We start from the raw sequence: 23095 nt of genomic DNA on the forward strand, positions 1-23095 counted from the left end.
GTACGGCTTCCCTTCGCAATGCAACAGACAAACCGCCATGCACGATCAGGTGACGGGACCCTGACCTTCGACCGCCCACGATGTGCGTGCATGAACGCCCAGAGGTTCACATGCCGAACCCCGGGTCGTCAATAGTTTGAATAGACAACTAACAAACCTGTCGCGAATCGCCGGGAAACCCCCGGACGCCGACGCGGAAGGGCCCGGAGCGCCGGCCTCCCGCGTTCCGCGTCCCGGCCCGCCGCGTCCCGCACCCCGGCCCGCCGCGCCCCGGCCTACCGCGCCTCGCAGGAAGCGCCGTTCTCCCGGGGAGGGAGCATCAGCCGCGAGCCGGGCCCCCGCGCGGCGGCCACGTCGCCGGGGTTGGCCAGCGCGCAGCGGTCCAGCGAGAGGCAGCCACAGGCGATGCAGTCGGTCAGGCCGTGCCGGAGCCGTTCGAGCTGCTTGATGCGGTCGTCGAGCTCGTACTGCCACATCGTCGAGAGTCTCGCCCAGTCGTCCCTGGTGGGGGTGCGCTCGTCGGGAAGGGCGGACAGCGCCTCCTGGATCGTCTTGAGCGGGATCCCGACCCGCTGGGAGACCCTGATGAAGGCGATCCTGCGGAGCGTGTCGCGAGGGAAACGACGCTGGTTGCCCGCGGTGCGGCGGCTGCGGATCAGACCCTTGGCCTCGTAGAAGTGAAGGGCGGAGACCGCGACCCCGCTGCGCGAGGAGAGCTGGCCGACGGTCATCTCCGGATTGTTGGGCATGCGCCAGTCTAACTTGACCTCAATCAATATTGAGGTTGCAGAGTTGGGGGCATGACATTCACGGAGGCGGAAAGAGGGGGAGCATGACATTCACGAAGGCGGAACTCGCCTACCTCGCGGAGCAGCGCCTGGGCCGCCTGGCCACGACGGGCCCCGGCGGCTCCCTGCAGAACAGCCCGACAGGGTTCCGCGTCGACATCGAGACCGGCGTCGTCGACATCTACGGCCGCGCGATGGGCACCACCAGGAAGTTCCACAACGTCCGGACGAACCCGCAGGTGGCCTTCGTGGTGGACGACGTCGCCTCCACCGACCCCTGGCGGGTCAGGGGCGTGGAGATCCGCGGCGAGGCCGAGGCCGTCGAGGACCACGATCCGCCCTCCCCGTACTTCAGCCGGGAGATCATCCGCATCCACCCCAGGCGGATCATCTCCTGGGGCGTCGACCCCGCCCAGGAGGGCATGAAGGGTCGCGACGTCTGAATCCCCGTACCCGGGTGCGCTTCCCCTGCGGGGCAGGCGAATCAGGTAAGAATGGCGCATGACGAGAGCACTGGTGCTGGGTGGCGGGGGCGTGGCGGGCATTGCCTGGGAGGCCGGGATCATCACCGGTCTGCGCCGGGCGGGCGTAGAGCTGGGAGAGGCGGACCTGGTCGTCGGCACCTCCGCCGGGTCGGTGGTCGGGACGCTCGTCGCCACCGAGGCCGACCTGGAGAGCTCGGTCGGCGTCCAGGCGAACACGGAGGTCGCGACCGTCTCCGCCATCGACATGGAGGCGGTCATGACCGCCTTCAGCCTGCTCTACGACCCGTCCCTGGACCCCCAGGAGGCCCGGCGCCGGGTCGGCGAGATGGCCCTCGCGGTGAAGGACACCGGCGCCAGGATCGAGACGATCGGTAACCGGCTGCCCGTCAAGGAATGGCCGGAGCGCCGCCTGCTGATCACCGCCGTCGACGTGGGGACCGGCGAGTTCGTGGTCTGGGAGCGTGACTCGGGGGCGCCGCTGGTGTCGGCGGTCGCCTCCAGCTGCGCGGTCCCGTGCGTGTTCCCGCCGGTGGAGATCGGCGGGCGCCGCTACATGGACGGCGGGGTCCGCTCGGCCACGAACGCCGATCTGGCGGCGGGCAGCTCCGCCGTGGTCCTCCTGGAACCGCTGGCGCACACCTCGCCGAAGGCGCGGCTCAAGGCCGAGCTCGCCGAACTGGGTGACGCCGCGATCGCCCACGTCGTCCCCGACGAGGCGTCGGTCACCGTGTTCGGCACCAACGTCCTCGACCCGGGCCTGTGGCGCCCCGCCTTCGAGGCCGGTCTCGCCCAGGCTCCCGCCGTCGAGGAGAGCGTGGCCAGAGTCTGGAGGGACTGAGATCGGCGTGAGCGGGGTGGCGCCGCTGTGGGTGGTGAGCGGGCCGCCGGGAGGTGGGAAGTCGACCGTCGCGGCGGCGCTGCTGGCGCTGCTCGACCCGGTTCCCGCGCTGCTCGACAAGGACACCGTCTACGGCGGCTTCGTCGCCGCCACCCTTCGCGCCCACGGCCGCGACGACGGGGAACGCGAGGGCCCCTGGTACGACGAGCACGTCAAGCGTCACGAGTACGAGGGACTGACCGAGGTCGCCCGGCAGATCCGTTCGCACGGCTGCCCGGTGATGCTGGAAGGCCCCTTCACCACCCAGGTGCACGACGCGGCGGCGTGGGAACGCTGGGCCGGACAGCTGGGCGGGCCGCCCATACGTCTCCTCTGGGTCCGCTCGGACGGTCCGACGCTGCGTTCCCGGCTGGAGGCCAGAGGTCTCGCCAGGGACGCGGGCAAGCTCGACCGCTTCGAGGACTACCTGCGGGCCATCAGGGTCGACGAACCACCCGTCGTGCCCCACGACGAGATCGACAACCGGCCCGGCGCCCCCGCGCTCACGTCACAGTTGGACAGGCTCGTCACCTCCTGGAAGACCGCCCGCCCCTAGTGCGACGTTCCTTGAAAACCTGGGTCTACGGCGGCCTTCGCATCGCTGATGGCCACGCGGTCACCGTGTGCGCCTCCTCCCGAAGCAGCGCCGGATGACAGCGCTTCCTGACCTTGCCGGAGCAGGCCAACCCGGTCGGCACGATCGCGGTGATCACCGGCAGTCTCTCCAGTCGCAACAGCGTCTCCACCCGCGAATGACTCACCGAGCATCCACCGATCCAGCAGGTGTTCGTCCCCAAGGGTGCCTGCTGGCTCAACCTGCGGGAAGCCTGGTGGCGCATCTTCCGTCGCCAGGCCCTGGCCGGGCAGACCTTCGCCGACCCCGAAGAGATCGCCTACGCCACCGCCGTGGCCACCACCCAGCCCAACACCCGCTCCCCGCCCTTGGATTTGGGGCCGTCCGGCTCCCGAGCCTCGTCGCCGCCGACGCCGTTTTGCCCACCTGCTTTGAGGAACGTCTCACTAGGAGTTCTCCTCGGTGTGGGCTCGCTCGGTGGCGGTCTCCCGCAGCACCCGCTGCACGAGTTCCCGGGCCTGGTCCAGTGACATGGTGTCCAGCAGGAATCTGGCGTCGCCGTCCCTGACATATCTTGGGACCTGCATCGTAACGAGGTCCTGCAGCAGCTTCGGGGCGGCGACGGCGTCGGCGCTGATCTGCTCGATCTTGTTCAGCAGGATGAGTTCTTCCAGCCGTCGACCGTCATCCGGGCTGGTCGTGGTCTCCCTGAGCTGAATCTCCTCGTTCGTGACGATGGCCACTGCCCTGCCCTCGATCTCAGCAGCGGCGATCTGGCGCAGGGCTTCGGTGAGGGCCGGGTCGTCGGGATTGGCTGCGCCCATGGTGAGCGCCTGCAACTGCACACCTCGCGCCGCCAGTGTCTCGGTGAGGGCCGCGGTTAGGTCGGCGCGGAGACGCTCGTAACCGATCAGGAGCTCCTCCAGTGTGCGGGCCTTGAGAAAGCGGGCCCGTACGACCGGGTCGAGTACCCGCTCGACGAATCGCTGGACCGGCAGGTCCTCGCCGAAGGCGCTGACAAGCGCAGGGGCCGCCGACGCGGGGATTCGCAGGAGCACCCCCATCTCGACGCGGAGACGGAATCCTTGCACGACGACGAGAAGGGGTTCCAGGGCTATGTCGTAGTCGTCGGGGTCGTGGTCGTCGGCCCATCGCAGGAACAGGACGCGGGCGGGAATCAGGACTACGTGCTTAAGGCTCGGCTGGTAGGTGCTTCCCTCAGGCAGCGGATCGGGGAGCACACCGTCAGAGGTAACCACTACGCCGATCATGCCGCTGGGGACGGTGACCTCCGGCGGTTCGGGGTCCCAGCGGGCCAGCGCACCCAACAGGCGCCACCCGAAGGAGCTCCCGTGCACTGGCTGCGTCTGTGCGGGAGGTGCGTTGATGTCGTCTAGGCGGGCCAGCGCGGCCAGCAGCCGCTGCCCGAAGGAGGCTTCAGCCCGCATCGGTAGGTGCCTTCTGCTGGGTGACGGCCGGCGGTTTGGCCTCGGCGGGCAGGGTGGCGAGGCGGGCGAATTTCTCCACCACCAGCGGTGCGGCGACCCCTAGCCCGAGTGCGCCAAACGCCCCGGTTATTTGCCCACTGGCCGCTGCCGCCGCCGCGAGCACCGCGCCCACTCCCGCCCGGATCGCCACCGACGTCCAGTAGGCTGCCCGGCCCTGCGGGATCGGTTGTCGCCAGGACCATTTGCGGGCCCGTCTGATTCGCGCGTGCAATTCCAGGGCCTCCACGCACAGCCCTCCCGCCAGGCCCCACAAGGCCGCCCACAACACGAGCATGAGCTGACCGTAGACCCAAACCGGGTGTTCTTTAAGGGGTATCGGCCCGGTGCTGCTGTGCCCAGCGGCTGCCAGGCGCACATGGCGACCGCGTGGCCATCAGCGATGCGAAGGCCGCCGTGGACCCAGGTTTTCTCCGGCCCGCGACTGTATTCCAGAAAGGAACGTCGCACTAGCCGCCCCGGGCTTCGCGTCCCGGGCTTCGCGTCCCGGGCTTCGCGTCCCGGGCTTCGCGCGCGACCTCACGGCCGCGCGCGGGTATGCCCCGCCGAGCCGAAGCGTCCGGCGCGCGCACGGCGTCACGGACGGCCGCGCGACGACGGGAGACGGGCGCCGGGGAGCGGGATCACGGAACCTGGAAGCGGTCGTCCCTGGCGTCGGTGATCGCCATGTGGCCGGGCAGGTGACCGATGGCGAAGGACACCCCGCTCGCCATGACGGCCGCCTGCGGCGTCACCCCGCAGGCCCAGAAGACCGGCGTCTCCCCCGCCCGTACCTCGACGGGGGCGCCGAAGTCGGGCACGCCCAGGTCGGCGATCCCGATCTCGCCGGGGTCGCCGACGTGGATCGGCGCCCCGTGCACGGCCGGATACCTCGCGGTCACCCGTACGGCGGCCGAGACCAGGGAGGCGGGGACCGGGCGCATCGAGACGACCAGCGGGCCGCTCAACGAGCCCGCGGGACGGCAGGCGATCGAGGTGAGGTACATGGGCACGTTCGTCCCCGCCTCGATGTGCCGCACCGGCACCCCGGCCCTCAGCAGGGCGTCCTCGAAGGTGAAGCTGCAGCCCAGCAGGAAGGCGACCAGGTCGTCCCGCCAGACGTCGCGAGCGTCGTCGACGTCGGCCACGGCCCTGCCGTCCTCGTAGACGCGGTAGGCGGGCAGGTCGGTGCGGAGGTCGCCGCCGAACAGGCCGGTACTCACCGCGCCGGGGTCGCCGACGTCCAGGACGGGGCAGGCGACGGGGTTGCGCTGGGCGAACAGGAGCAGGTCGTAGGCGAGCTCGCGGGGCACGGCGAGCAGGTTGGCCTGGGTCCAGCCCCGGCACCACCCCGCGGTGGGTGCCCGCAGCCCCTCCCTGAAGTGCTTACGGGCCTGCGCGGGGGTGAGCGCCGCTACGTCCATCAGCGGATCATAGCCTCGGCCCCGCCTCCCGGCCAGAGTCCCTCACCCGCGTGGGAAACGCGCGACCGGCCTCCGCCGGTACGCGGCCGGGCGACGCGTCCCTCACCCGCGCGGGGAGTGCGCGAGCGACCTCCACCGGTACATGATCAGGCAGTGGTGTCCCCCGCCGCACACGGGGAACGCGGGTGCCGGAGACCGGCGGCTCCGGCGGCTCCGGCGGCCGGAATATCGGCGAAGCCCGAATCCCAGGAATCTCGGATATCGGACACCACCGTCAGGCTGAGGCCAGGTGGAGCGGGAGTTCTCTAGACGAGACGACCGGCAAGGCGCTAAAGGATGTCCATAAATATACCGATCAAGGAGCCAAAATCCCTTTTGGAACGATTCGACAAAATTGAGTTACATTTCATGACATGTTTGCATTGCAGCTATAACGTCCCGGCCTTACGTTCCCGGTATGGATCTCGAGCTCCGACACCTCAAGATCGTGCGCGCGGTGGCACAGGCCGGCAGCGTCACCAAGGCCGCCACCCACCTCGGATTGGCCCAACCCGCCCTGACGGCGCAGCTCAAACGTATAGAGCGGGTTCTCGGGGGAGCTCTTTTCGAACGCGACCACAACGGCGCCAGGCCCACGCCTCTGGGGCAGCTGGTCCTGTCACGCGCGATGGTGCTGCTGCCCGCGGCCCGCGAACTCCAGGAGGAGGCACTTCGATTCGCCAACGCGAACGCCGACATCCCCAGCTACCGGCTGGGCGCCACCCACGGACCGATACTCGGCGGTCTGATGGACCGCCTCGCCACCGCCTGGCCGTCCACCCCGGTGAGCACCCACACCTCCTGGTCCGCGAGGGAGCTCACCGCCATGGTGATGCTGGGCCGGATCGACTTCGCGTTCATCGGCGCCTGCGGGGAGAGCCCTCCTCCGGTGGAGGGGCCGGTGGTGTGGTCGACCGTGGGGACCGACCCGGTCTTCGTGCTGCTCAACGAGGACCATCCGCTGGTGGACAGGGAGGAGGTGGAACTCGCGGAGCTGGCCGACGAGCAGTGGACGGTCACCCCCGGCGACAGCTGCTTCGGCGACTGCTTCGCCACGGCCTGCGCGCGCGCCGGCTTCACTCCCAAGACCATCTACGAGACCGACGTGGCCACCTGCATGCACCTGGCCAAGGTCGGCCGCGCCGCCGCGCTGTGCCAGGCGACCTTCCAGCCCGCCGAGGGGCTGAAGCTGGTACCGCTCGCGGGAGCTCCGCTGCGCTGGCGGCAGCTGCTCGGCTGGCACCCGGAGGCGTCCAGCGCCGCGGTCGCGACGTCGATCCTCGAACACGCGAAGGCCGCGCATTCCGACGCGATCGGGCGGAGCAGGCGATACGCCGCGTGGCTGGCCGGGAACCCCGGGCTGGGCACCTCTCCATAACGTGACGATAGGAGACATCTGGTAGAGGCGCGCCTCATGTGTACGCCGTTACTTTGGCGGCACCCCCCACATGAGGAGAGAACCCATGCTCCGCAGAAGTGCCGTGACAGCGGGCTTCGCGCTCGCTGTCGCGATGGTGGCCACCCCCGCCACCGCCGCTCACCAGGGACCCGGCGAACCCGCCGCCCCGTACACCCTCGCCGAGGCCCGGACACTGGTGCAGGCCACCGCCAAGCCGTCACCGGGCCTGGTCGACGCCGTCCGGCGCGACCTCGGAGGCACCGCCGAGCAGGCCACGGCCAGGCTGATCAACGAGGCGGCCGCCGCCAAGATCGAGCCCGCCCTCCGCGGGCAGCTCGGCGCCGCCTTCGCCGGATCCTGGGTGACCGGTCCCACCTCCAACCTGGTGATCGCCACCAGCGACTCCACCAAGGTCGCCTCACTCGCGAAGTCGGGCGCGGAGGTCAAGCTCGTCAAGAACTCCCTGGCCACGCTCGACACGGCCAAGGAGCGGCTCGACCAGCTCGTGGCCACCGCGCCGAAGTCGATCCCGTCCTGGTACGTCGACCTGCCGAGCAACAGCGTCGTCGTGCTGGCCGGTGACGTCGCCGAGGCGCAGGCGTTCGTGGACGGCAGCGGCGTGGACAGGGCGCTGGTCCGCGTCGAGGCCTCGCAGGAGAAGCCCAGGCCCCTCTACGACGTCCGCGGCGGCGACGCCTTCTACATGGGCGGCCGCTGCTCGGTCGGTTTCTCCGTCACCCGCGGCAGCCAGGGCGGCTTCGCCACCGCCGGCCACTGCGGCACGCCGGGCACCGCCACCCAGGGCTACAACCGGGTCGCCCAGGGCACCTTCCAGGGCTCGTCCTTCCCCGGCAACGACTACGCGTGGGTCGCGGTCAACACCAACTGGACCCCGACCGGCGTGGTGAACGGCTACAGCGCGGGCATCCTTCCGGTGACCGGCTCCACCCAGCAGGTCGTGGGCAGCTCCATCTGCCGCTCCGGCTCCACCACCCAGTACCGCTGCGGCACCATCAGCCAGCACAACACGAGCGTCACCTACCCCGAGGGCACCATCACCGGCCTGACCCGCACCACCGTGTGCGCCGAGCCCGGCGACTCCGGCGGCTCCTACATCTCCGGCAGCCAGGCCCAGGGCGTCACCTCCGGCGGCTCGGGCAACTGCAGCGTCGGCGGCACGACCTACCACCAGCCGATCAACGAGATCCTCTCGGTGTACGGGCTCACCCTGGTGACCAACGGGACCCCGCCGCCCACCGGCTGCAGCGGCTACCAGAACTCCTACACCGGCTCGCTGACGTCCAACGCCAACGCCTACCAGCCCGGCACCTCCGGCTACAGCGCCGGCGCGGGCGTCCACCGCGTCTGCCTGGACGGCCCCAACGGCACCGACTACGACGCCTACCTGCAGAAGCTGAGCGGTTCCACCTGGACGACCGTGGCCAGCGGGACCACCCCCAACCCGGATGAGGCCTTCACCTACAGCGGCACCGCGGGCACCTACCGCGTACGGGTGCACGCCTACAGCGGCTCCGGCTCCTACACCCTCGGCCTGACCAGGCCGTAGGGCTCTCTCCCCGCCGCCCTCCCCCACGAGCCCGTGCGACCTCGTGGGGGAGGGCGGCGTCGCCATGCCCGGACGTCGAGAACAATGGAGAGATGAGCGACCTTCTGACGCTGAGCGAGGGCGCGGTGCTGACGCATCTCGCCACCCGGGCCGAGCTGGCGAGCGGGGTGCTGCCCGCCTCCGACGACCTGCGGCTGTGGGCCCGGCTGGCCGACGGCGAGGGGGTGCCGCTGGCGGGCGGTGGCCGGATACGCACCTCGCTCGACACCGGCGAGCCCGTCCTGACCGGCCCCGACGGCTGGCTCGACGGGGTGGAGCCCGAGCAGGTGGTCGCGCTGCGCCTGCGCGGCGGCACCCTGGAGCTGTCGGTCACCGAGCTGGACGACGTCCCCGCCGAGCGGGCGGTGCGGGTCGTCCAGGAGTTCGGGGAGCAGGCGCTCGACGCGCTGCGCGCCTTCGCCGAGGGGCTGGAGCCCAGTCCCGGCGTGCCGGTCGACGTCGTGGTCCTGGAGTTGCTGATGAAGGCCCCCGAGACCTTCGCCGACCCGCTGCCCCCGCTGTCGCCGCTGCTGCGCAACGCCTCGCTGGAGCTGCGCGACGGCCGGGTGGGCATCGTGGGCGCGCCGTGGGACACCGCGTCGGTCGCCGACCTGGCGCCGCTGGACATCATCAGGCTGGCCCTGGTGCGCAGCGCGCTGCGGACGTACGGCGAGGGCGCCGACCTCTCCAAGGCCGTCACCTACCTGTCGCGGTCGGAGGTGGTGCTCGCGAGGATCGCCGACGAGGTGGAACGCGAGCCGCTCGGTCCGGCGCTGGTCGAGGCCCTGCCCCGCACCGAGCCGGCCGCGCTGCTGCTGATCGCGAGGTCGGCCGAGGGCGAGGGCCGCTCGTTCGAGGCGTCGGGGCTGATCTCCGAGGTGCTCTCCCTCTCCCCCGGCATGGCACCGGCCGTGCGCGACGCCGCCGAGTACGCCGCGTGCCGCACCGACCCCGGCGCCCCGCTGCCCGAACGGGCCGCGCACCTGTTCCGGCAGCTGCTCGCGTACGCCTACCGCCCGGCCCGCCACCGGCTGATCGAGGACCTGATCGCGCTGAGCGTCCGGGTGGCCGAGCCCGCCCTGGCCGACCTGGCGCTGTTCGAGAACGACGTCGTCGGCGAGTTCCTGGACGCGCGGGCCGAGTGGCTGCGCGACGACGAGGTGGAGCTGCTGGAGTCCTGGCGGCGCACGCCGCTGCGGCTGTGGGAGGTCCTCGGCGTGTCCGGGGACGAGATCACCGTGGCCGCCGCCGGCGACGGGGGCGAGGCCGGGGAGCGGGTGACGCTGACCGACGAGCTGCTGTCCGGGCAGGCGCTGCCCGGGGACCTGATGCTGACCAGGGTGCTGGGCGACGGGACGGGGCCGCACGTGTTCGGCCACCCGTTCAAGGTCGATCCTGAGCGCAGGGAGGAGATGCTCGCCCTGCTCGCCGACCCCGTCGACCCCTACGCGGTGGCCGCCTTCTTCAGGCGCCCCCGCCGGGCACCGGGCGCCGCGGGCACGCCCGGCGAGGTGGACGGGGGCGCCGGTCGCTGAACGACTCCGTCGCTCCCGCCGGCACCTTCGGGCAGGGCCGCCCGTGCTCGACCGGTCGTTCTCACCGTTCTCTCACGCCGGGCAGGTAGAACGAGGTCGTGAACGAACAACCCGCCGTGAAGGTGCTGGTCGTCGATGACGAGCCGAACATTCGCGAGCTGCTGTCCGAGGCCCTGGAGTTGAACGGCTTCGCCGTGCGGACCGCCGCGGACGGCCGTCAGGCGCTGGAGGCGGTGGCCCGGGAGCGGCCCGACATCATCGTGCTGGACGTGATGATGCCCGCTCTGGACGGGTTCACGGTCGCGCGCAGGCTCCGCGAAGCCGACGACAGTCCCCTGCTGCTCTTCCTGACCGCCAAGGACGCGGTGGCCGACCGGATCGCGGGGTTGACCGCCGGTGGTGACGACTACGTGACCAAGCCCTTCAGCCTGGAGGAGGTGGTCCTGCGGCTGCGGGCGATCATGCGCAGGATACGGCCCGCGCAGGAGCAGGTCGACGACGGCGTGCTGCGCTACGCCGATCTGGAGCTCGACGAGCAGGCCCACATCGTGCGGCGGGCGGGGCGGGCGATCCACCTGTCGCCGACGGAGTTCAGCCTGCTGCGCTACCTGATGATCAACGCCGAGCGGGTGGTCAGCAAGGCGCAGATCCTCGACCGCGTGTGGGACTACGACTTCGACGGCGAAAGCAGGATCGTGGAGTCCTACATCAGTTACCTGCGGCGGAAGATCGACGCTGAGGGCCCGCCGCTGATCCACACGTTGCGCGGTGTCGGCTACCGGTTGCAGTGCCTCCCGTGAGGCGGGCCTGGCCCCTGCGGCATCGGCTGCTGGCCGCGCTGCTCGGTCTGTGCGCGGTCGGTCTGGCGGCGTTCGCCACCGCGAGTGTGCTGCTGCTGGAGCGTTCGCTGCTGTCCAGGGTGGACGCCCAGCTGACCGAGACGGCCGTCACCTTCGGCAGGCGCCCGCTCCCGCCCCTGCCACCGCCGCCGGTGGCCAGGGGGCAGTCCGTCCAGATCCCGACCCAGTTCAAGATCGCCTTCTACGACCCCTCCGGGACCTTGCTGCGCAGTCTGCCCGTCGAGAACGGCGACGGGCCCGTCGTCCCCGCCGCGGCGATATCCACCGTCCCCCAAGGCCCGATCACCGTGCCCGGCACGGGGACGGGTCAGTGGCGGGTGCTGGTCAGGAGCCTGCCCGACGGCACCAGGCTGACCGTGGCGATGTCGCTGGAGCCCAGCCGGGCGACCGTTCAGCAGATCCTGGTCATCGAGGCGGCGGCGGGCAGCCTGGTGCTGCTGCTGCTGGGCGCGCTCGCCTTCGCCGTGGTACGGCTGGGCCTGCGCCCGCTGACCCGCATGGAACAGACCGCCGAGGCCATCGCGGGCGGGGACATCGACCGCAGGGTCGGTGACACCGACCCCGACACCGAGACAGGCCGCCTCGGCGGCGCGCTGAACACCATGCTGGAACGCCTGGCCACCGCGCTCCGCGAGTCCGAGCGCTCCGAACGGCGGTTGCGGCACTTCGTCGCCGACGCCTCGCACGAACTGCGCACCCCGCTCACCTCCATCAGGGGCTTCGCCGAGCTCTACCATCACGGCCAGGACGCCAGGGACCCGGTGGCCGAGCGGCTGCTGCGCAGGATCGAGGCCGAGGCCGAGCGCATGGGCGTGCTGGTGGAGGACATGCTGTTGCTGGCCAGGCTGGACCAGGAGCCCGCGCTGGAGCCCAGCGTCGTGGACCTGCACGTGCTGGCCGGAGACGTGGTGCACGCCGCTCGCGCCCGCGATCGCGAGCGGCCGATCCGGCTGATCATCTCCGACGGTCCGGTGTTCGTGCGCGGTGACGAACGCCGCCTGCATCAGGTCATCGCCAATCTGGTCGGCAACGCCATCCAGCACACCTCCCCGGGCACCGAGATCGGCCTCACCGTCGCTCCGCGCGCGGTCGCCGGGGTTCTCTCCCCCGGCGTCGTGCACGCCGGGACCGGACCCGCCCCCCACCGCGGAGCCGCGCTCGTCGAAGTGCGGGACGAGGGGCAGGGCATCGATCCCGAGCACCTGCCGTACCTGTTCGACCGCTTCTACCGGGCCGATCCCGACCGCTCCCGCGACAGCGGAGGTACCGGGCTGGGCCTGGCCATAGCCGCCGCGCTCGTGCGGGCGCACGACGGCCGGATCGAGGTGACCAGCGCCCCTGGCCGGGGCACCGCCTTCCGCGTGCTTCTCCCGCTGGAGCAGCCCCAGGACGGCTGAACACCCACCGGCGGTTCATCTTCGCGTCGGACGCGGTTCACACATTGTTCCCAGCTTGGTGCTGTCAGATGTGTGCTGACGAAAGGAGGAACATGCTGGCAAGGTTCCGCAAACCAGCCGTCTCCGTGGTCCGCGGCGGCGATCGAAGCGGGTCCGGCGCCGAACCGGCCGGTGACCAGGGTCACCGGCTGCGGGCCCCGAGCAAGCTGCACGCCTTCAACCGGTATGAGATCAAGTACCTCGTGGAGGCGTCGGAGGCGGCCGCGCTCAGGGAGGAGATCGAGCAGCGGCTGGACCGCGACCGTCACAGCGGCGAAGAGGGTTACGGCATCTGGAGTGTCTACTACGACACCCGGCAGCTGCGCTTCTACTGGGAGAAGATCGAGGGCCTGAGGTTCCGCAGGAAGCTGCGGGTGCGCCACTACGGCGACCGGTTCGCCGTGCGGGACGACACTCCGGTGTTCGTCGAGATCAAGCAGCGGGTCAACCGGGTGACGCAGAAGCGCCGGGTGAGCCTGCCCTACCGGGACGCGCTGCGCCTGTGCGGCGGGCGGCAGATGGTCGAGCACGAGCCGTCCCAGCGCGCTTTCCTTCAGGAGGTGCTCGACCTCGTCTCGCGCCTGGACCTGCGGGCCGTCGCGATGACCGGTTACACCCGGCACGCCTACGTGGGCCGCGACGCCGACGTCGGCCTGCGCGTCACCTTCGACCACCGCGTCCGGGGCCGTGACCGCGACTTCCACCTGGGCGCCGACGCCGAGAACAGGCTCATCGTCCCCGCTCACATGGCCATCGTGGAGGTCAAGGCCAACGAGCGCGTGCCGTACTGGCTGACCGACCTGACCGCCAGGCGGAACCTGCAGGTGGTCCGGGTCTCCAAGTACTGCCAGAGCGTGGAGGCGCACGGGCTGGCCCCCCGCTCGGTCTTCCACATCCCCGACCACGATCTCGATCTCGGCCGCCACCGGCCGACCGTTCTCCCGGAGGCATGACACCCCATGGACTTCTCCTTCCAGGACCTGTCCGGCACGTTCAGCGTGGCCGACATCGCGATCGCGATGTCGCTGTCGTTCGTGCTCAGCGCGGTGATCGGCTGGGTGTACCGGGCCACGCACCGCAACGTGTCCTACAGCCAGTCCTACGTGCAGACGCTGGTCATCCTGGGCATGCTGATCTCACTGATCATGCTGGTCGTCGGCTCGAACATCGCCCGCGCCTTCGCCCTGGTCGGCGCGTTGTCGGTGGTGCGGTTCCGCAACGCCATCAAGGAGACGCGCGACGTCGGGTTCATCTTCCTCGTCATGGGCGTCGGGATGGCCGTCGGTACCCGCTTCTACCTGCTGGCCGTCGTCGCCGCCGTGGCGATCTCGCTGATCATCGTGGTCATGCACCGGTTCAACTGGTTCCAGCTCAACGTGCGGCGGCAGGTGGTCAAGGTGCAGGTTCCCGCGGACGAGGACTACACCGCGGCCATCCAGGACGTGCTCATCCGGCACACCGAGGAGTTCGAGCTGGTCAGCATGGAGTCGATCCGCGGGGGCGCGCTGACGGAACTGATGTACACCGTGAAGATCAAGAAGGGTAGCGAGCCGGCCGACGTGATGGCCGCGCTGCGCGAGCGCAACCACGGCCAGTCGGTCACCGTCCTGACCGGATACGACCAGAGCGACCTGTAGGCCGGCACCATGACGCAGCTCAAGCATCGCATCCCGGTCAAACTCCGGCACAACTGGAAGCTGGTCGTGCTGTGCGTGGCGTTCCCGGCCCTGTGCTGGGGCGTGCTCGGCAGCGGGATGATCCGCCCGTACGTCGCCGTCTCCCAGGCCGCCGAGGCCGAGACCGTCATCACGAACCTGACCGGCACCAAGGACCTGTTCGACACCTCCGTGGCGCACGAGGTGAAGCTCACCTTCACCGACGCGGCCTACGAGGACATGCTGAGCGAGTACTTCAAGGACGGCGAGAAGAAGTACCTCGAAGCCGACCTGACCGTCGACGGCATCCGCGTCCCCAGCGTGGGCGTCCGGCTCAAGGGCAACTCCACCCTGGCCGGGCTGACCTGGAAGGGACAGTCCAGGCAGCGGGGCATGCCCGGCGGCGGACAGCGGCGCGGAGGTGCGCCCGAGGGTTTCCAACCACCCGAGGGTTTCCAACCACCCGAAGGTTTCCAGCCGCCCGAGGGCGGCGGGCCACCTGAGGGCTCCCGGTCACCGGGCGATGGGCCGTCGATCCGGCAGCAGGGCGAGGGCGGGCAGCCCAGGGGCGGCGGGTTCGGCGCGTCCTTGAAGGGCGAGGAGCCGGAGAACCTGCCGTGGCTGATCAGCTTCGACGAGTTCGTGGAGGGCCGCCGCTACCAGGGGCACAGCCAGGTGGCCGTACGGCCGGCCGCGATGGGCTCGACGACGATGCTGAACGAGGCGCTGGGCATCGCGCTGGTCGGCGCCTCCGGTGAGCCCACCCAGCGTTCGGCCCACAGCGCCTTCACCGTCAACGGCCGCGCCTCCACACCGCGCCTGCTCGTGGAGTACCTCGACGAGGGCTACGCGGAAGGCCTCGGCGAAGGCGTGCTGTACAAGTCGCTGGCCAGTGGCTCCTTCACCTACAAGGGCGAGGACCAGACCGGTTACACCACCGACTTCAAGCAGGTCAACAAGGTCGGCGGCCAGGATCTGCAGCCGGTCATCGATCTGGTCAAATGGGTGAACCAGGCCTCCGACGCCGAATTCGCCGCGGACCTGGGCGAGCGTCTGGACGTGGAGTCGTTCGCCCGTTATCTGGTCCTGCAGAACCTCATGGTCAACTTCGACGACATGGCGGGACCCGGACGCAACTACTACCTGTGGTACGACCTGGACACCAAGAAGTTCAAGGTCATCACCTGGGACCTCAACCTCGCCTTCAACGGTGACGCCAAGAGCGGGGTGAACGACACGATCACGATGGGCTTCGGCCGGGGACGCCCCCAGCAAGACCGGCAGGCCCAGCAGGCGCAGCCGTCTCAGGGTCTCGCCCCGCCCCAGGGCGGCCGGCAGCAGCGTCCGGAAGGCGGCGCCATGATGCGCGCGGGCCACCCTCTGAAGGAGAGGTTCCTCAAGAACGCCGCCTTCAAGAAGGTCTACCAAGAGCAGTATCGCGCCCTGTACACCAAGCTGCTCGGCAACGGCGCCGCGTCCGGCCTGCTCGACGATCTCACCACGTCATACAAGCTGAACGAGAACGCCGACACCGCCAAGGCCGACACCGAGGCGCAGACCCTGCGCACGTTCCTGCGAACCCGTACCCAGACGCTGCGGTCCGACAAGGCGATCGGCGGCGCGTGACGTCCTTGCGATCACTCGGGTTCCGGCCGCCCCCACGTCGCGAGGTCAGAGGGTGCGCAGGAAGGCCAGGCCCGACGTGGCGAGCGCGTCCTGGGTGTCGGCGAGGGGGCGCCAGATCGAGGCGGCGGTGGCGATCGTCCGGTTGTGCGCGGTGAACGACTCGATGCAGAGCGGGCCCCGATAGTCCACGGCGCGCAGGGCGTCGGCGAGGGCGGGCCAGTCCATGTGGTCGGCGCCGGGCGCGCCCCGGTCGTTGGCGCAGACCTGTACGTGCGCGACCAGGTCACCGGCCCGCCGCACGGCCGCCGCCGGGTCCCGCTCCTCGATGTTCATGTGGTAGACGTCCAGCGCGAGGCCGACGCCCGGGATCCCGCCGACCGCCTCGACGGCCTGCTCGACGGTGTTGATCAGGCTGGTCTCGTAGCGGTTGAGCGGTTCGACGGCGACCGTCACCCCGCGCTCGGCCGCGTACTCGCCGACCGGGGCCAGGTTCTCCCGCAGCTCGGCGTAGCAGGTCTTGCGCTCCTCGTCCGACATCCGCCAGGTCCGCCCCACCGAGGCGTAGGCGGGTCCGCCGATCACCGGGCTGCCCACCGCCACCGCGGCGTCCACGCACCCGCGCAGGTAGTGCTGGGTGGCGGCGACCGTTCCCGCGTCGGTGCCGACCAGTTCCCTGCCCGGCGGCATGACGAGGACCACCGAGGCCTTCAGCCCGAGGTTCCCCAGCAGTTCGGCCGCCCGCGCGGGGTCCCAGTCGTCGGCCTGCTCCACCGGCAGCTCGATCGTGTCGAACCCCCAGGCGGACACCTTCGGCGCAAGCCGGGCGAGATCCTCGTCCGTCAGCGGCGAGACCCACACCCATGTGTTGACCCCGATGGGAAACATCGGCAACCCCTTCCCTGAGTTCGGCGCGGGCTCGTCGTGAGCCCGTGAACGTGGCGGCGGGTTCCGGGCACCGCCGCCCGGCGGTGCCCGGAACCCGGTGGATCTGCCCTACTTACCGCCCCAGTTGGCGGGGAAGTCGGGCAGCTTCTCGCAACCGCAGAGCGCGTAGTGCAGCGGCGGCATGTTGGGCTGCAGGTAGCTGTCCAGGTTCTCGGAAGTGATCTTGGGCTGGGGCAGCTTCCAGGTCTTGGGCACCTCCTCGCCCTTGAGGATCTTCAGGGCGGCGATGATCGGGGTGCGCCACTGGTAGGTGGGGTAGGTCGGCGCGACGGCCGTGAGGCCGCCGCTCTTCCACTTCTGCAGGAAGTCCTGCTGGTCCTCGCCGACGATCGCCGGCACCGGGACGCCGGCGTCCTCGAACGCCTCGACGGCCGCCACGGCGGTGGCGCCCGCGTCCATCCACACCCCGTCGATCTTGCCGTGCCGCTGGATGTAGTCGCTCACGATGCTCTTGGTCTTGGCGGCGTCGCCGTCGGTGAACTCCACCCCGACCACGTCGAGCTGGCTCTTGTCGAAGGTGACCTTCGCCGCCGACCAGCGGGTCTCCAGCACGTCGACGCCCGGCAGGATCCGCAGCGCGAGGACCTTGCCCCCGGCGGGCACCTTCTCCACCAGGAACTCGGCGCCGTCGGCGCCGAAGGCGTAGCCGCCGATGGGGTTGATGAACGTCACCGGGCAGTCGGTGTCCACGCCGCGGTCGAAGACGATCACCGGGACCTTGGGGCAGGCGCCCGTCACCGCGGGGGTGAGCGTCGCGGTGGTGTTGGGCGAGACGATCAGCGCGTCACAGCCCTTGCCGACCAGCTCGGCGATGTCGGAGATCTGCTTGTCGTCCTTGCCCTCCGCGTCGAGGGCGGTGAACTTCTTGATCTCCTTGTGCAGCGCCACCTCGGCCTGCATGGTCTTCCAGCCCACCTGCCGCCACGGGTTGTTCACGGCGGCGTTGGAGAAGCACAGGTTGTAGGGCCCGTCCTTCTTGTACTTGGCCGTGTCCACCATCTCCGGGGCGATGGCCTGCTCCCACGGCTTGTCCGCGGGCCCCTCCGCGCTCTGGGTCCGCATGGCCAGCTGGGCGTCGTAGTCGGCCTGGACGAAGAACTTCGACTGCTCGCCGGTGTTGGGGGACGCGGCGGCCGTGGCGGCGGACGAGGCCGCCGCGGACGTCTCGGGGGCGGCACTGGAGGTCACCGGCTTGTCGCTGGCACATCCCGCGGCGAGCAACATCGCGGAGACACCCGCGACGAGCACCGTTATCGGCCTGTTCAATGAAGGTCTCCTTCTTTTTTTCTGGGGGTGCGTTCAGACGCGTACTGCGCGCCTGAACGGAAGCCGTACGGCGCTCGCCGCGACCGCGGCGATGATGATCACGCCCTGGACGGCGAACTCCAGGGCCCCCGAGATCCCGTACAGGTTGAGCAGGGTGAACAGCGCCTCGAGGGTGAAGGCGCCGGCCATCGCGGCGATCACGGAGCCTCGCCCGCCGCCGAGCGCCACGCCGCCGAGGACGACGGCCGTGATGGCCTGGAACTCCAGGCCCTGCCCGACCTGGGCCGAGACTCCCGCGAAGCCGCCGAGCAGGATGCCCGCGACGGCCGCGGCCAGGCCGGAGAGGACGAAGGCGGCGATCCGGGTCCGGTTGACCCGGACCCCGGACAGTCCGGCCGCGCGCTCGTTGTCGCCGGTGGCGATGAGCCTCTTGCCGAAGTCGGAGCGCATGAGGAAAATCGCCACGGCGCCCGCGGCCAGGAGGATGAGCACCGACCAGGGCACCGGGCCGAGGTCCTTGCGGCCGAACATCCTGAACGTCTCCGACAGCGCGCCGCGCGGGGCGCCGCCGGTCCACAGGAACACCGCGCCGGACAGCACGAGCATCATGCCGAGCGTGGTGATGAACGACGGCACCCGCAGCCCGGTGGTGATGACCCCGTTGGCGAGCCCGACCAGCAGCCCGATCACGATCAGCAGGGCCAGTACCGGCCAGGTCGCCTGCTCCTGGCCGTCGATCAGCCGGGCGGCCACCACGACCTGCACGGTGACCAGCGACCCGACCGACAGGTCGAACTCCCCGGAGACGATCACGAAGTACTGCCCTGCCGCCAGGATGACCAGCGGCGCGGCCCGCTTGAGGAAGGCGAGGAACCCGGCGGGCTCCAGGAAGAACGGGTTGGCCATCGCGATCAGCACCAGCAGCACCGCGAGCACGGCCAGGATCGGCCCCATGGACCTGAGGGCTCTCATCGGGATCGCCTCCGGGCGGTACGGCGGGCGTAGACGGCCACGGCGGCGACGATGACCACGCCGCGGACCACGTCCTTGAAGAACGCGTTGACCTCCAGCTGGTTGAAGACGCTGTCGAGCACGGCGAGCAGCAGCACCCCGCCGACCGTCCCCACGACCCCGCCCCGGCCTCCGGCCAGGGCCGTGCCGCCGAGGACCACCGCGGCGATCGACTCCAGGTCGTAGCCGCCGTCGGTGCCGACCGTGGGCGCGCCCGCGCCGAGCCTGCTCGCCAGCAGCAGCCCGGCGACGCCCGCGCAGACCGAGCACAGGACGTGCGCGGCGACGACGATCCTGCCGGTCCGCACCCCGGACAGCCGGGCCACCTCCTCGTCCCCGCCGACCGCGTAGATCCGGTACCCGAGCCTCGTGCGGCGCAGCAGGAACCAGACGGCGACCGCGACGGCGGCCCAGAGCAGCGCCGAGACCGGGACCGGCCCGATCCTGTCGTAGCCGAGCCGCTGGAAGGACTCGGGCACGCTGCCCGCGGGCCCGTCGTAGAGGTGGTCCACGATCCCCTTGACGATCAGTGCCGTGCCGAGGGTCGCGATGAAGGCGTGGACGTGCAGCCGGGTGATGACCAGGCCGTTGACCAGCCCGATCAGCGCGCTCACCGCGAGCACCGCCGCGACGCCGGGGACGATCCCGCCGTCCTGCCCGGCCATGATCTCGGCCGCGACGAGCGAGGTGAGGCTGATCAGGTACGCGACCGACAGGTCCAGCGACCCGACCAGGATCGCCAGCGTCTGCCCCACCGCGACGATGCCCAGCGCGGCCGAGCGCTGCTGGATGCCGACGACGGTCTCCAGCGTGAGGAAGTTCCCCCCGTCGAAGGCCACCAGCACCCATCCGACGAGCATCACCCCGACCAGGGCCAGGTAGATGACCTGGGTCGAGCCGATGCGGCCCGCCAGGGCGCGCCGTCCGCCGCCGCCCGGTGGGACAGGGGCGGCGGGACCCGCGGTGCCGGTCGCCGCCGCGGGCCGGACCCGGCCGGTCATGCCGGCACCTCCCCTGCGGCCAGGCGCATGACGGCCTCCTCGGAGGAGCCCGCCGGGAGCGCCCCCGCGACACGGCCGTCGCGCATCACCATGACGCGGTCGCTCATGCCGATCAGCTCGGGAAGCTCGGACGAGATCATCATGATCGCCATTCCGTCCTCCGCCAGGCCGCGCATCAGGTCGTGGATGGCGGCCTTGGCTCCCACGTCGACCCCGCGCGTGGGCTCGTCGAAAATCAGTACCTTCGGCGCCACGGTCATCCACTTGGCCAGCACGACCTTCTGCTGGTTGCCGCCGGACAGGTAGCGGACCTCCTGGTCGGGGCGGGGCGGATGGAGCCGTACCGCCTTCAGGAGTTCGAGGACGCCGGTCCCGCCGGTCCCGCCGATCCGGCCTCCGTCGCCGATCCTGCGCACCGAGCGGGAGACCAGCAGGGCGTTGTCCCGTACGGACTGGCGCAGCGCGAGCCCCTCGGCCTTGCGGTCCTCGTTCACCAGGCCGATCCCGGCGGCCACGGCCTGCCGTACCGACACCGGCCGCAGCGGGCTCATCGTCCCGCGCGTGAACGGCTCGGCGCCGAAGAGGGCCTTGGCCAGCTCGGTGCGCCCCGACCCCTGCAGGCCGGCCACCCCGAGGATCTCGCGTTCGCGCAGTTCGAGGTCGATCCCGTCGAGCACGGCGTTGCCACCGCCGCGCACGCTGAGCCGCACCTCGCCCGGCTCCGTGCCCCTGGCGGGGAAGTAGGTGCCGAGGTCGCGGCCCACCATCAGCCTGACCAGCTCGTCGGAGGTCATCCCGGCGGTGTCGGCGGTCCTGACCAGCGCGCCGTCCTTCAGCACCGTCACCCGGGTGGACAGGTCGAAGACCTCTCGCAGCCGGTGGGAGATGTAGAGGACGGCGATCTTCCGCTCCCGCAGGCGGGCCACCAGCCGGTAGAGCAGTTCCACCTCGTGTTCGGCCAGCGCCGCGGTGGGCTCGTCCATCACGATGATCCGGGCGTCCTGGGAGAGCGCCTTGACGATCTCCACGACCTGCTGCTGGGCGATGGAGAGATGGCGGACCAGGTCGCGGGAGGTGAAGGAGGTCTCGCCGAGTTCCTGGAGCAGCCGGGTGGTGGCGCTCTCCATCGCCTCCCTGTCGACCAGCCCCCGCCGGACGGGCTCGCGGCCCAGGAAGACGTTCTCGGCGACGCTGCGCTCGGGCAGCAGGTTGAACTCCTGGTAGATGATCGCGACACCGGCGCGCTGGGCCTCGACCGGGTGGGCGAAGGACACCTGGGCGCCGTCGATCTCGACGGTGCCCTCGTCCGGGGCGTGCACCCCGGCGAGGACCTTCATCAGCGTGGACTTGCCGGCGCCGTTCTCCCCGACGACCGCGTGCACCTCTCCGGCGGCGACGTCCAGATCGACCCCGCTCAGCACGCGAACCCCGAGAAAACTCTTGGCGATACCACGCATCCTCAGGATCATGGGGTGACCGTCCCGGGGTGAGACTCGGTGACGGTAAATCTCGTCAGGGATGTCAAGAGTAGGGCGAATATGTCCGAAAAGTCGGTTCCGACGATACCGGATGGTAATTGATTCGTCGGTAACCGCCCGATTTCCTCCATGATTCCGGATGCTAAAGCGCCCTTATGCCGACGGTCAAGCAAAAGCACGTCACCATTTGGCATAATGGAACAGGTGGAGGACCTAAGTTGCTTTGACGCGGCGGAAACAAGGAGTGTTGACTGTGCGCATGCTTAGCGAAGCTAACGGTTCGATCGCCGGCGCGGGGGCGCTTCTGAACATCCTGCGCGACGGTCAGGCCAGGACGAGGGCCGAGTTGGTCCAGCTCACCGGGCTGGCCAGATCCACCCTGGCCCAGCGCCTCGACGCGCTGCTGAGCCAGCAGTGGATCATCCCGACCGAGGAGGCCATCTCCTCGGGGGGCCGCCCGGCCATCGCCTTCACGTTCAACCGCACCGCCCGCGTCGTCCTCTCCGCCGACCTCGGCGCCACCCACGCCCGGGTGGCGGTCACCGACCTCGGCACCACGGTCCTCGCCGAGCGCGCGGCCGAGGTGTCGATAGACCGCGGCCCCGAGGAGACCCTCGGCTGGCTCCAGCGCACCTTCGAGGAGATGCTCGCCGAGACCGGCCACCGCCCGGACGAGATCTGCGGCATCGGCGTCGGGCTGCCCGGCCCGGTCGAGCACAGCTCGGGACGACCGGTCAATCCCCCGATAATGCCCGGCTGGGACGGTTTCCCCGTTCCGGAGTGGCTCGGCTCGCGCCTCGGCGCCCCCGTTCTCGTCGACAACGACGTGAACATCATGGCGCTGGGCGAGCACTGGGCCGCCCGCCCCGAGGCCGACCACCTCATCTTCGTCAAGATCGGCACCGGCATCGGCTGCGGCATCATCAGCGACCGCCGCCTGCACCGGGGCGCGCAGGGCGCGGCCGGCGACATCGGGCACATCCGGGTGGCCTCGGCCCTGGACACCGTCTGCCGCTGCGGCAACGTCGGCTGCCTGGAGGCCGTCGCCAGTGGCGCCGCCATGTCCGCCAAGCTGTCCGCGGACGGGGTGCGGGCCGAGGACAGCCGCGACGTGGTCCGCCTCGTACGCGGCGGCAACACCCACGCCGTCCAGCTCATCCGGCAGGCGGGCCGCGAGGTCGGCGACGTGCTCGCCTCGATCGTCAACTTCTTCAACCCCTCGGTGATAGTCGTCGGCGGCGACATCTCCGAGGCCGGGGAGCAGGTGCTCGCCGGTCTTCGCGAGGTCATCTACAGCCGGTCGCTGCCCCTCGCCACCCAGCACCTGACCATCACCGCCAGCGAGCTGGGCGACCGCGCGGGCGTGATCGGCGCCGCCGTCATGGTCATCGAGCACGTGCTCGCCCCCGGCAGCGTCGACCGGTCCGTGTCCGTCCCCACCCTCTGACCGGTCGTGCCCGTTCGCGCCCTTCGACCGCGCCGGTGAGCGAGCGGCGAGCGAGCGGCGCTCGTGGGACACTCGTTCGACCGTGACTCCTCCGCTCCCTGAAGGGAGCGGCTTCTCGCTAGGCCGCTTCCGCAGCGTCGCGAAGGGCAAGCCCTGCCC

22 protein-coding genes are annotated in these 23095 nt (G+C 70.6%); 12 read left to right on the forward strand and 10 right to left on the reverse strand.

The window, feature by feature from the left end:
* Positions 1-275: 275 nt before the first annotated feature.
* Entirely contained in the window at positions 276-749 is a 474-nt protein-coding gene (gene soxR, locus ACTOQ1_RS07590; protein WP_440065417.1) for a redox-sensitive transcriptional activator SoxR, read from the reverse strand.
* Between the two features lie 83 nt (positions 750-832).
* On the opposite strand from soxR, the gene ACTOQ1_RS07595 reads away from it, so the two are divergent.
* From ACTOQ1_RS07595 to ACTOQ1_RS07605, 3 genes are read left to right on the forward strand one after another with little or no spacing between them, the layout of a single operon-like run.
* Positions 833-1231: a PPOX class F420-dependent oxidoreductase gene (locus tag ACTOQ1_RS07595; protein WP_362676909.1), complete on the forward strand. Its 399-nt coding sequence runs from the start codon at positions 833-835 to the stop codon at positions 1229-1231.
* Positions 1232-1289: 58 nt separating this feature from the next.
* Positions 1290-2111, forward strand: coding sequence for a patatin-like phospholipase family protein (locus ACTOQ1_RS07600; protein ID WP_440065419.1), 822 nt, complete (start codon positions 1290-1292; stop codon positions 2109-2111).
* A gap of 7 nt (positions 2112-2118) precedes the next feature.
* Entirely contained in the window at positions 2119-2706 is a 588-nt protein-coding gene (locus ACTOQ1_RS07605) for an AAA family ATPase (protein WP_440065421.1), read from the forward strand.
* Between the two features lie 25 nt (positions 2707-2731).
* Here the strand turns inward: ACTOQ1_RS07605 and ACTOQ1_RS07610 are convergent, their stop codons facing one another.
* The 4 genes from ACTOQ1_RS07610 to ACTOQ1_RS07625 form a co-directional block, all read right to left on the reverse strand.
* Positions 2732-2911, reverse strand: a complete 180-nt coding sequence (locus ACTOQ1_RS07610; protein ID WP_440065423.1) for a hypothetical protein — start codon at positions 2909-2911, stop codon at positions 2732-2734.
* 259 nt (positions 2912-3170) lie between these two features.
* Positions 3171-4172, reverse strand: a complete 1002-nt coding sequence (locus ACTOQ1_RS07615; RefSeq protein ID WP_440065424.1) for an SPFH domain-containing protein — start codon at positions 4170-4172, stop codon at positions 3171-3173.
* Positions 4162-4506: a hypothetical protein gene (locus ACTOQ1_RS07620; RefSeq protein ID WP_440065426.1), complete on the reverse strand. Its 345-nt coding sequence runs from the start codon at positions 4504-4506 to the stop codon at positions 4162-4164. Before ACTOQ1_RS07620 ends, ACTOQ1_RS07615 begins: the two co-directional genes overlap by 11 nt.
* Before the next feature lie 346 nt (positions 4507-4852).
* A complete protein-coding gene (locus tag ACTOQ1_RS07625; RefSeq protein WP_440065427.1) occupies positions 4853-5632 on the reverse strand; it encodes a putative hydro-lyase in 780 nt (259 codons plus the stop codon).
* A 457-nt stretch (positions 5633-6089) separates the two neighbouring features.
* On the opposite strand from ACTOQ1_RS07625, the gene ACTOQ1_RS07630 reads away from it, so the two are divergent.
* From ACTOQ1_RS07630 to ACTOQ1_RS07665, 8 genes are all read left to right on the forward strand, one after another.
* Positions 6090-7049: a LysR family transcriptional regulator gene (locus ACTOQ1_RS07630; protein WP_362676917.1), complete on the forward strand. Its 960-nt coding sequence runs from the start codon at positions 6090-6092 to the stop codon at positions 7047-7049.
* 85 nt (positions 7050-7134) lie between these two features.
* Positions 7135-8637: a S1 family peptidase gene (locus ACTOQ1_RS07635; RefSeq protein WP_440065428.1), complete on the forward strand. Its 1503-nt coding sequence runs from the start codon at positions 7135-7137 to the stop codon at positions 8635-8637.
* A gap of 92 nt (positions 8638-8729) precedes the next feature.
* Positions 8730-10211: a hypothetical protein gene (locus ACTOQ1_RS07640; protein ID WP_440065429.1), complete on the forward strand. Its 1482-nt coding sequence runs from the start codon at positions 8730-8732 to the stop codon at positions 10209-10211.
* 98 nt (positions 10212-10309) lie between these two features.
* Positions 10310-11011 carry a response regulator transcription factor gene (locus ACTOQ1_RS07645; protein ID WP_440065430.1) on the forward strand — a complete coding sequence of 234 codons (702 nt, stop codon included), beginning with the start codon at positions 10310-10312 and terminating at the stop codon, positions 11009-11011.
* Complete coding sequence (locus tag ACTOQ1_RS07650; protein ID WP_440065431.1) at positions 11008-12468, forward strand: sensor histidine kinase; 1461 nt, start codon at positions 11008-11010, stop codon at positions 12466-12468. Before ACTOQ1_RS07645 ends, ACTOQ1_RS07650 begins: the two co-directional genes overlap by 4 nt.
* Positions 12469-12560: 92 nt before the next feature.
* Positions 12561-13460, forward strand: coding sequence for a polyphosphate polymerase domain-containing protein (locus ACTOQ1_RS07655; protein WP_440065433.1), 900 nt, complete (start codon positions 12561-12563; stop codon positions 13458-13460).
* Between the two features lie 6 nt (positions 13461-13466).
* Positions 13467-14144, forward strand: a complete 678-nt coding sequence (locus ACTOQ1_RS07660) for a DUF4956 domain-containing protein (protein ID WP_440065434.1) — start codon at positions 13467-13469, stop codon at positions 14142-14144.
* A 9-nt stretch (positions 14145-14153) separates the two neighbouring features.
* A complete protein-coding gene (locus tag ACTOQ1_RS07665) occupies positions 14154-15788 on the forward strand; it encodes a CotH kinase family protein (RefSeq protein WP_440065436.1) in 1635 nt (544 codons plus the stop codon).
* A 45-nt stretch (positions 15789-15833) separates the two neighbouring features.
* Here the strand turns inward: ACTOQ1_RS07665 and ACTOQ1_RS07670 are convergent, their stop codons facing one another.
* The 5 genes from ACTOQ1_RS07670 to ACTOQ1_RS07690 form a co-directional block, all read right to left on the reverse strand.
* Complete coding sequence (locus ACTOQ1_RS07670; protein WP_440065437.1) at positions 15834-16673, reverse strand: sugar phosphate isomerase/epimerase family protein; 840 nt, start codon at positions 16671-16673, stop codon at positions 15834-15836.
* 108 nt (positions 16674-16781) lie between these two features.
* Positions 16782-17999, reverse strand: a complete 1218-nt coding sequence (locus tag ACTOQ1_RS07675; RefSeq protein WP_440065439.1) for a substrate-binding domain-containing protein — start codon at positions 17997-17999, stop codon at positions 16782-16784.
* A gap of 33 nt (positions 18000-18032) precedes the next feature.
* On the reverse strand, positions 18033-18971 hold the full coding sequence (locus ACTOQ1_RS07680; RefSeq protein WP_440065440.1) for an ABC transporter permease: 939 nt from the start codon (positions 18969-18971) through the stop codon (positions 18033-18035).
* The gene (locus tag ACTOQ1_RS07685; protein ID WP_362676928.1) at positions 18968-20011 is read right to left on the reverse strand and encodes an ABC transporter permease; all 1044 of its coding nucleotides are present in this window, start codon (positions 20009-20011) and stop codon (positions 18968-18970) included. The genes ACTOQ1_RS07680 and ACTOQ1_RS07685 overlap by 4 nt, the downstream gene beginning before the upstream one ends.
* Positions 20008-21480 (reverse strand): sugar ABC transporter ATP-binding protein, encoded by a 1473-nt coding sequence (locus ACTOQ1_RS07690; RefSeq protein WP_440065442.1) that lies wholly within the window; start codon positions 21478-21480, stop codon positions 20008-20010. Before ACTOQ1_RS07690 ends, ACTOQ1_RS07685 begins: the two co-directional genes overlap by 4 nt.
* A gap of 268 nt (positions 21481-21748) precedes the next feature.
* On the opposite strand from ACTOQ1_RS07690, the gene ACTOQ1_RS07695 reads away from it, so the two are divergent.
* On the forward strand, positions 21749-22936 hold the full coding sequence (locus ACTOQ1_RS07695; RefSeq protein ID WP_440065443.1) for an ROK family protein: 1188 nt from the start codon (positions 21749-21751) through the stop codon (positions 22934-22936).
* Positions 22937-23095 lie beyond the last annotated feature (159 nt).

The sequence above is a fragment of the Streptosporangium sp. OZ121 genome, assembly GCF_051918885.1.
GTDB lineage: Bacteria > Actinomycetota > Actinomycetes > Streptosporangiales > Streptosporangiaceae > Streptosporangium.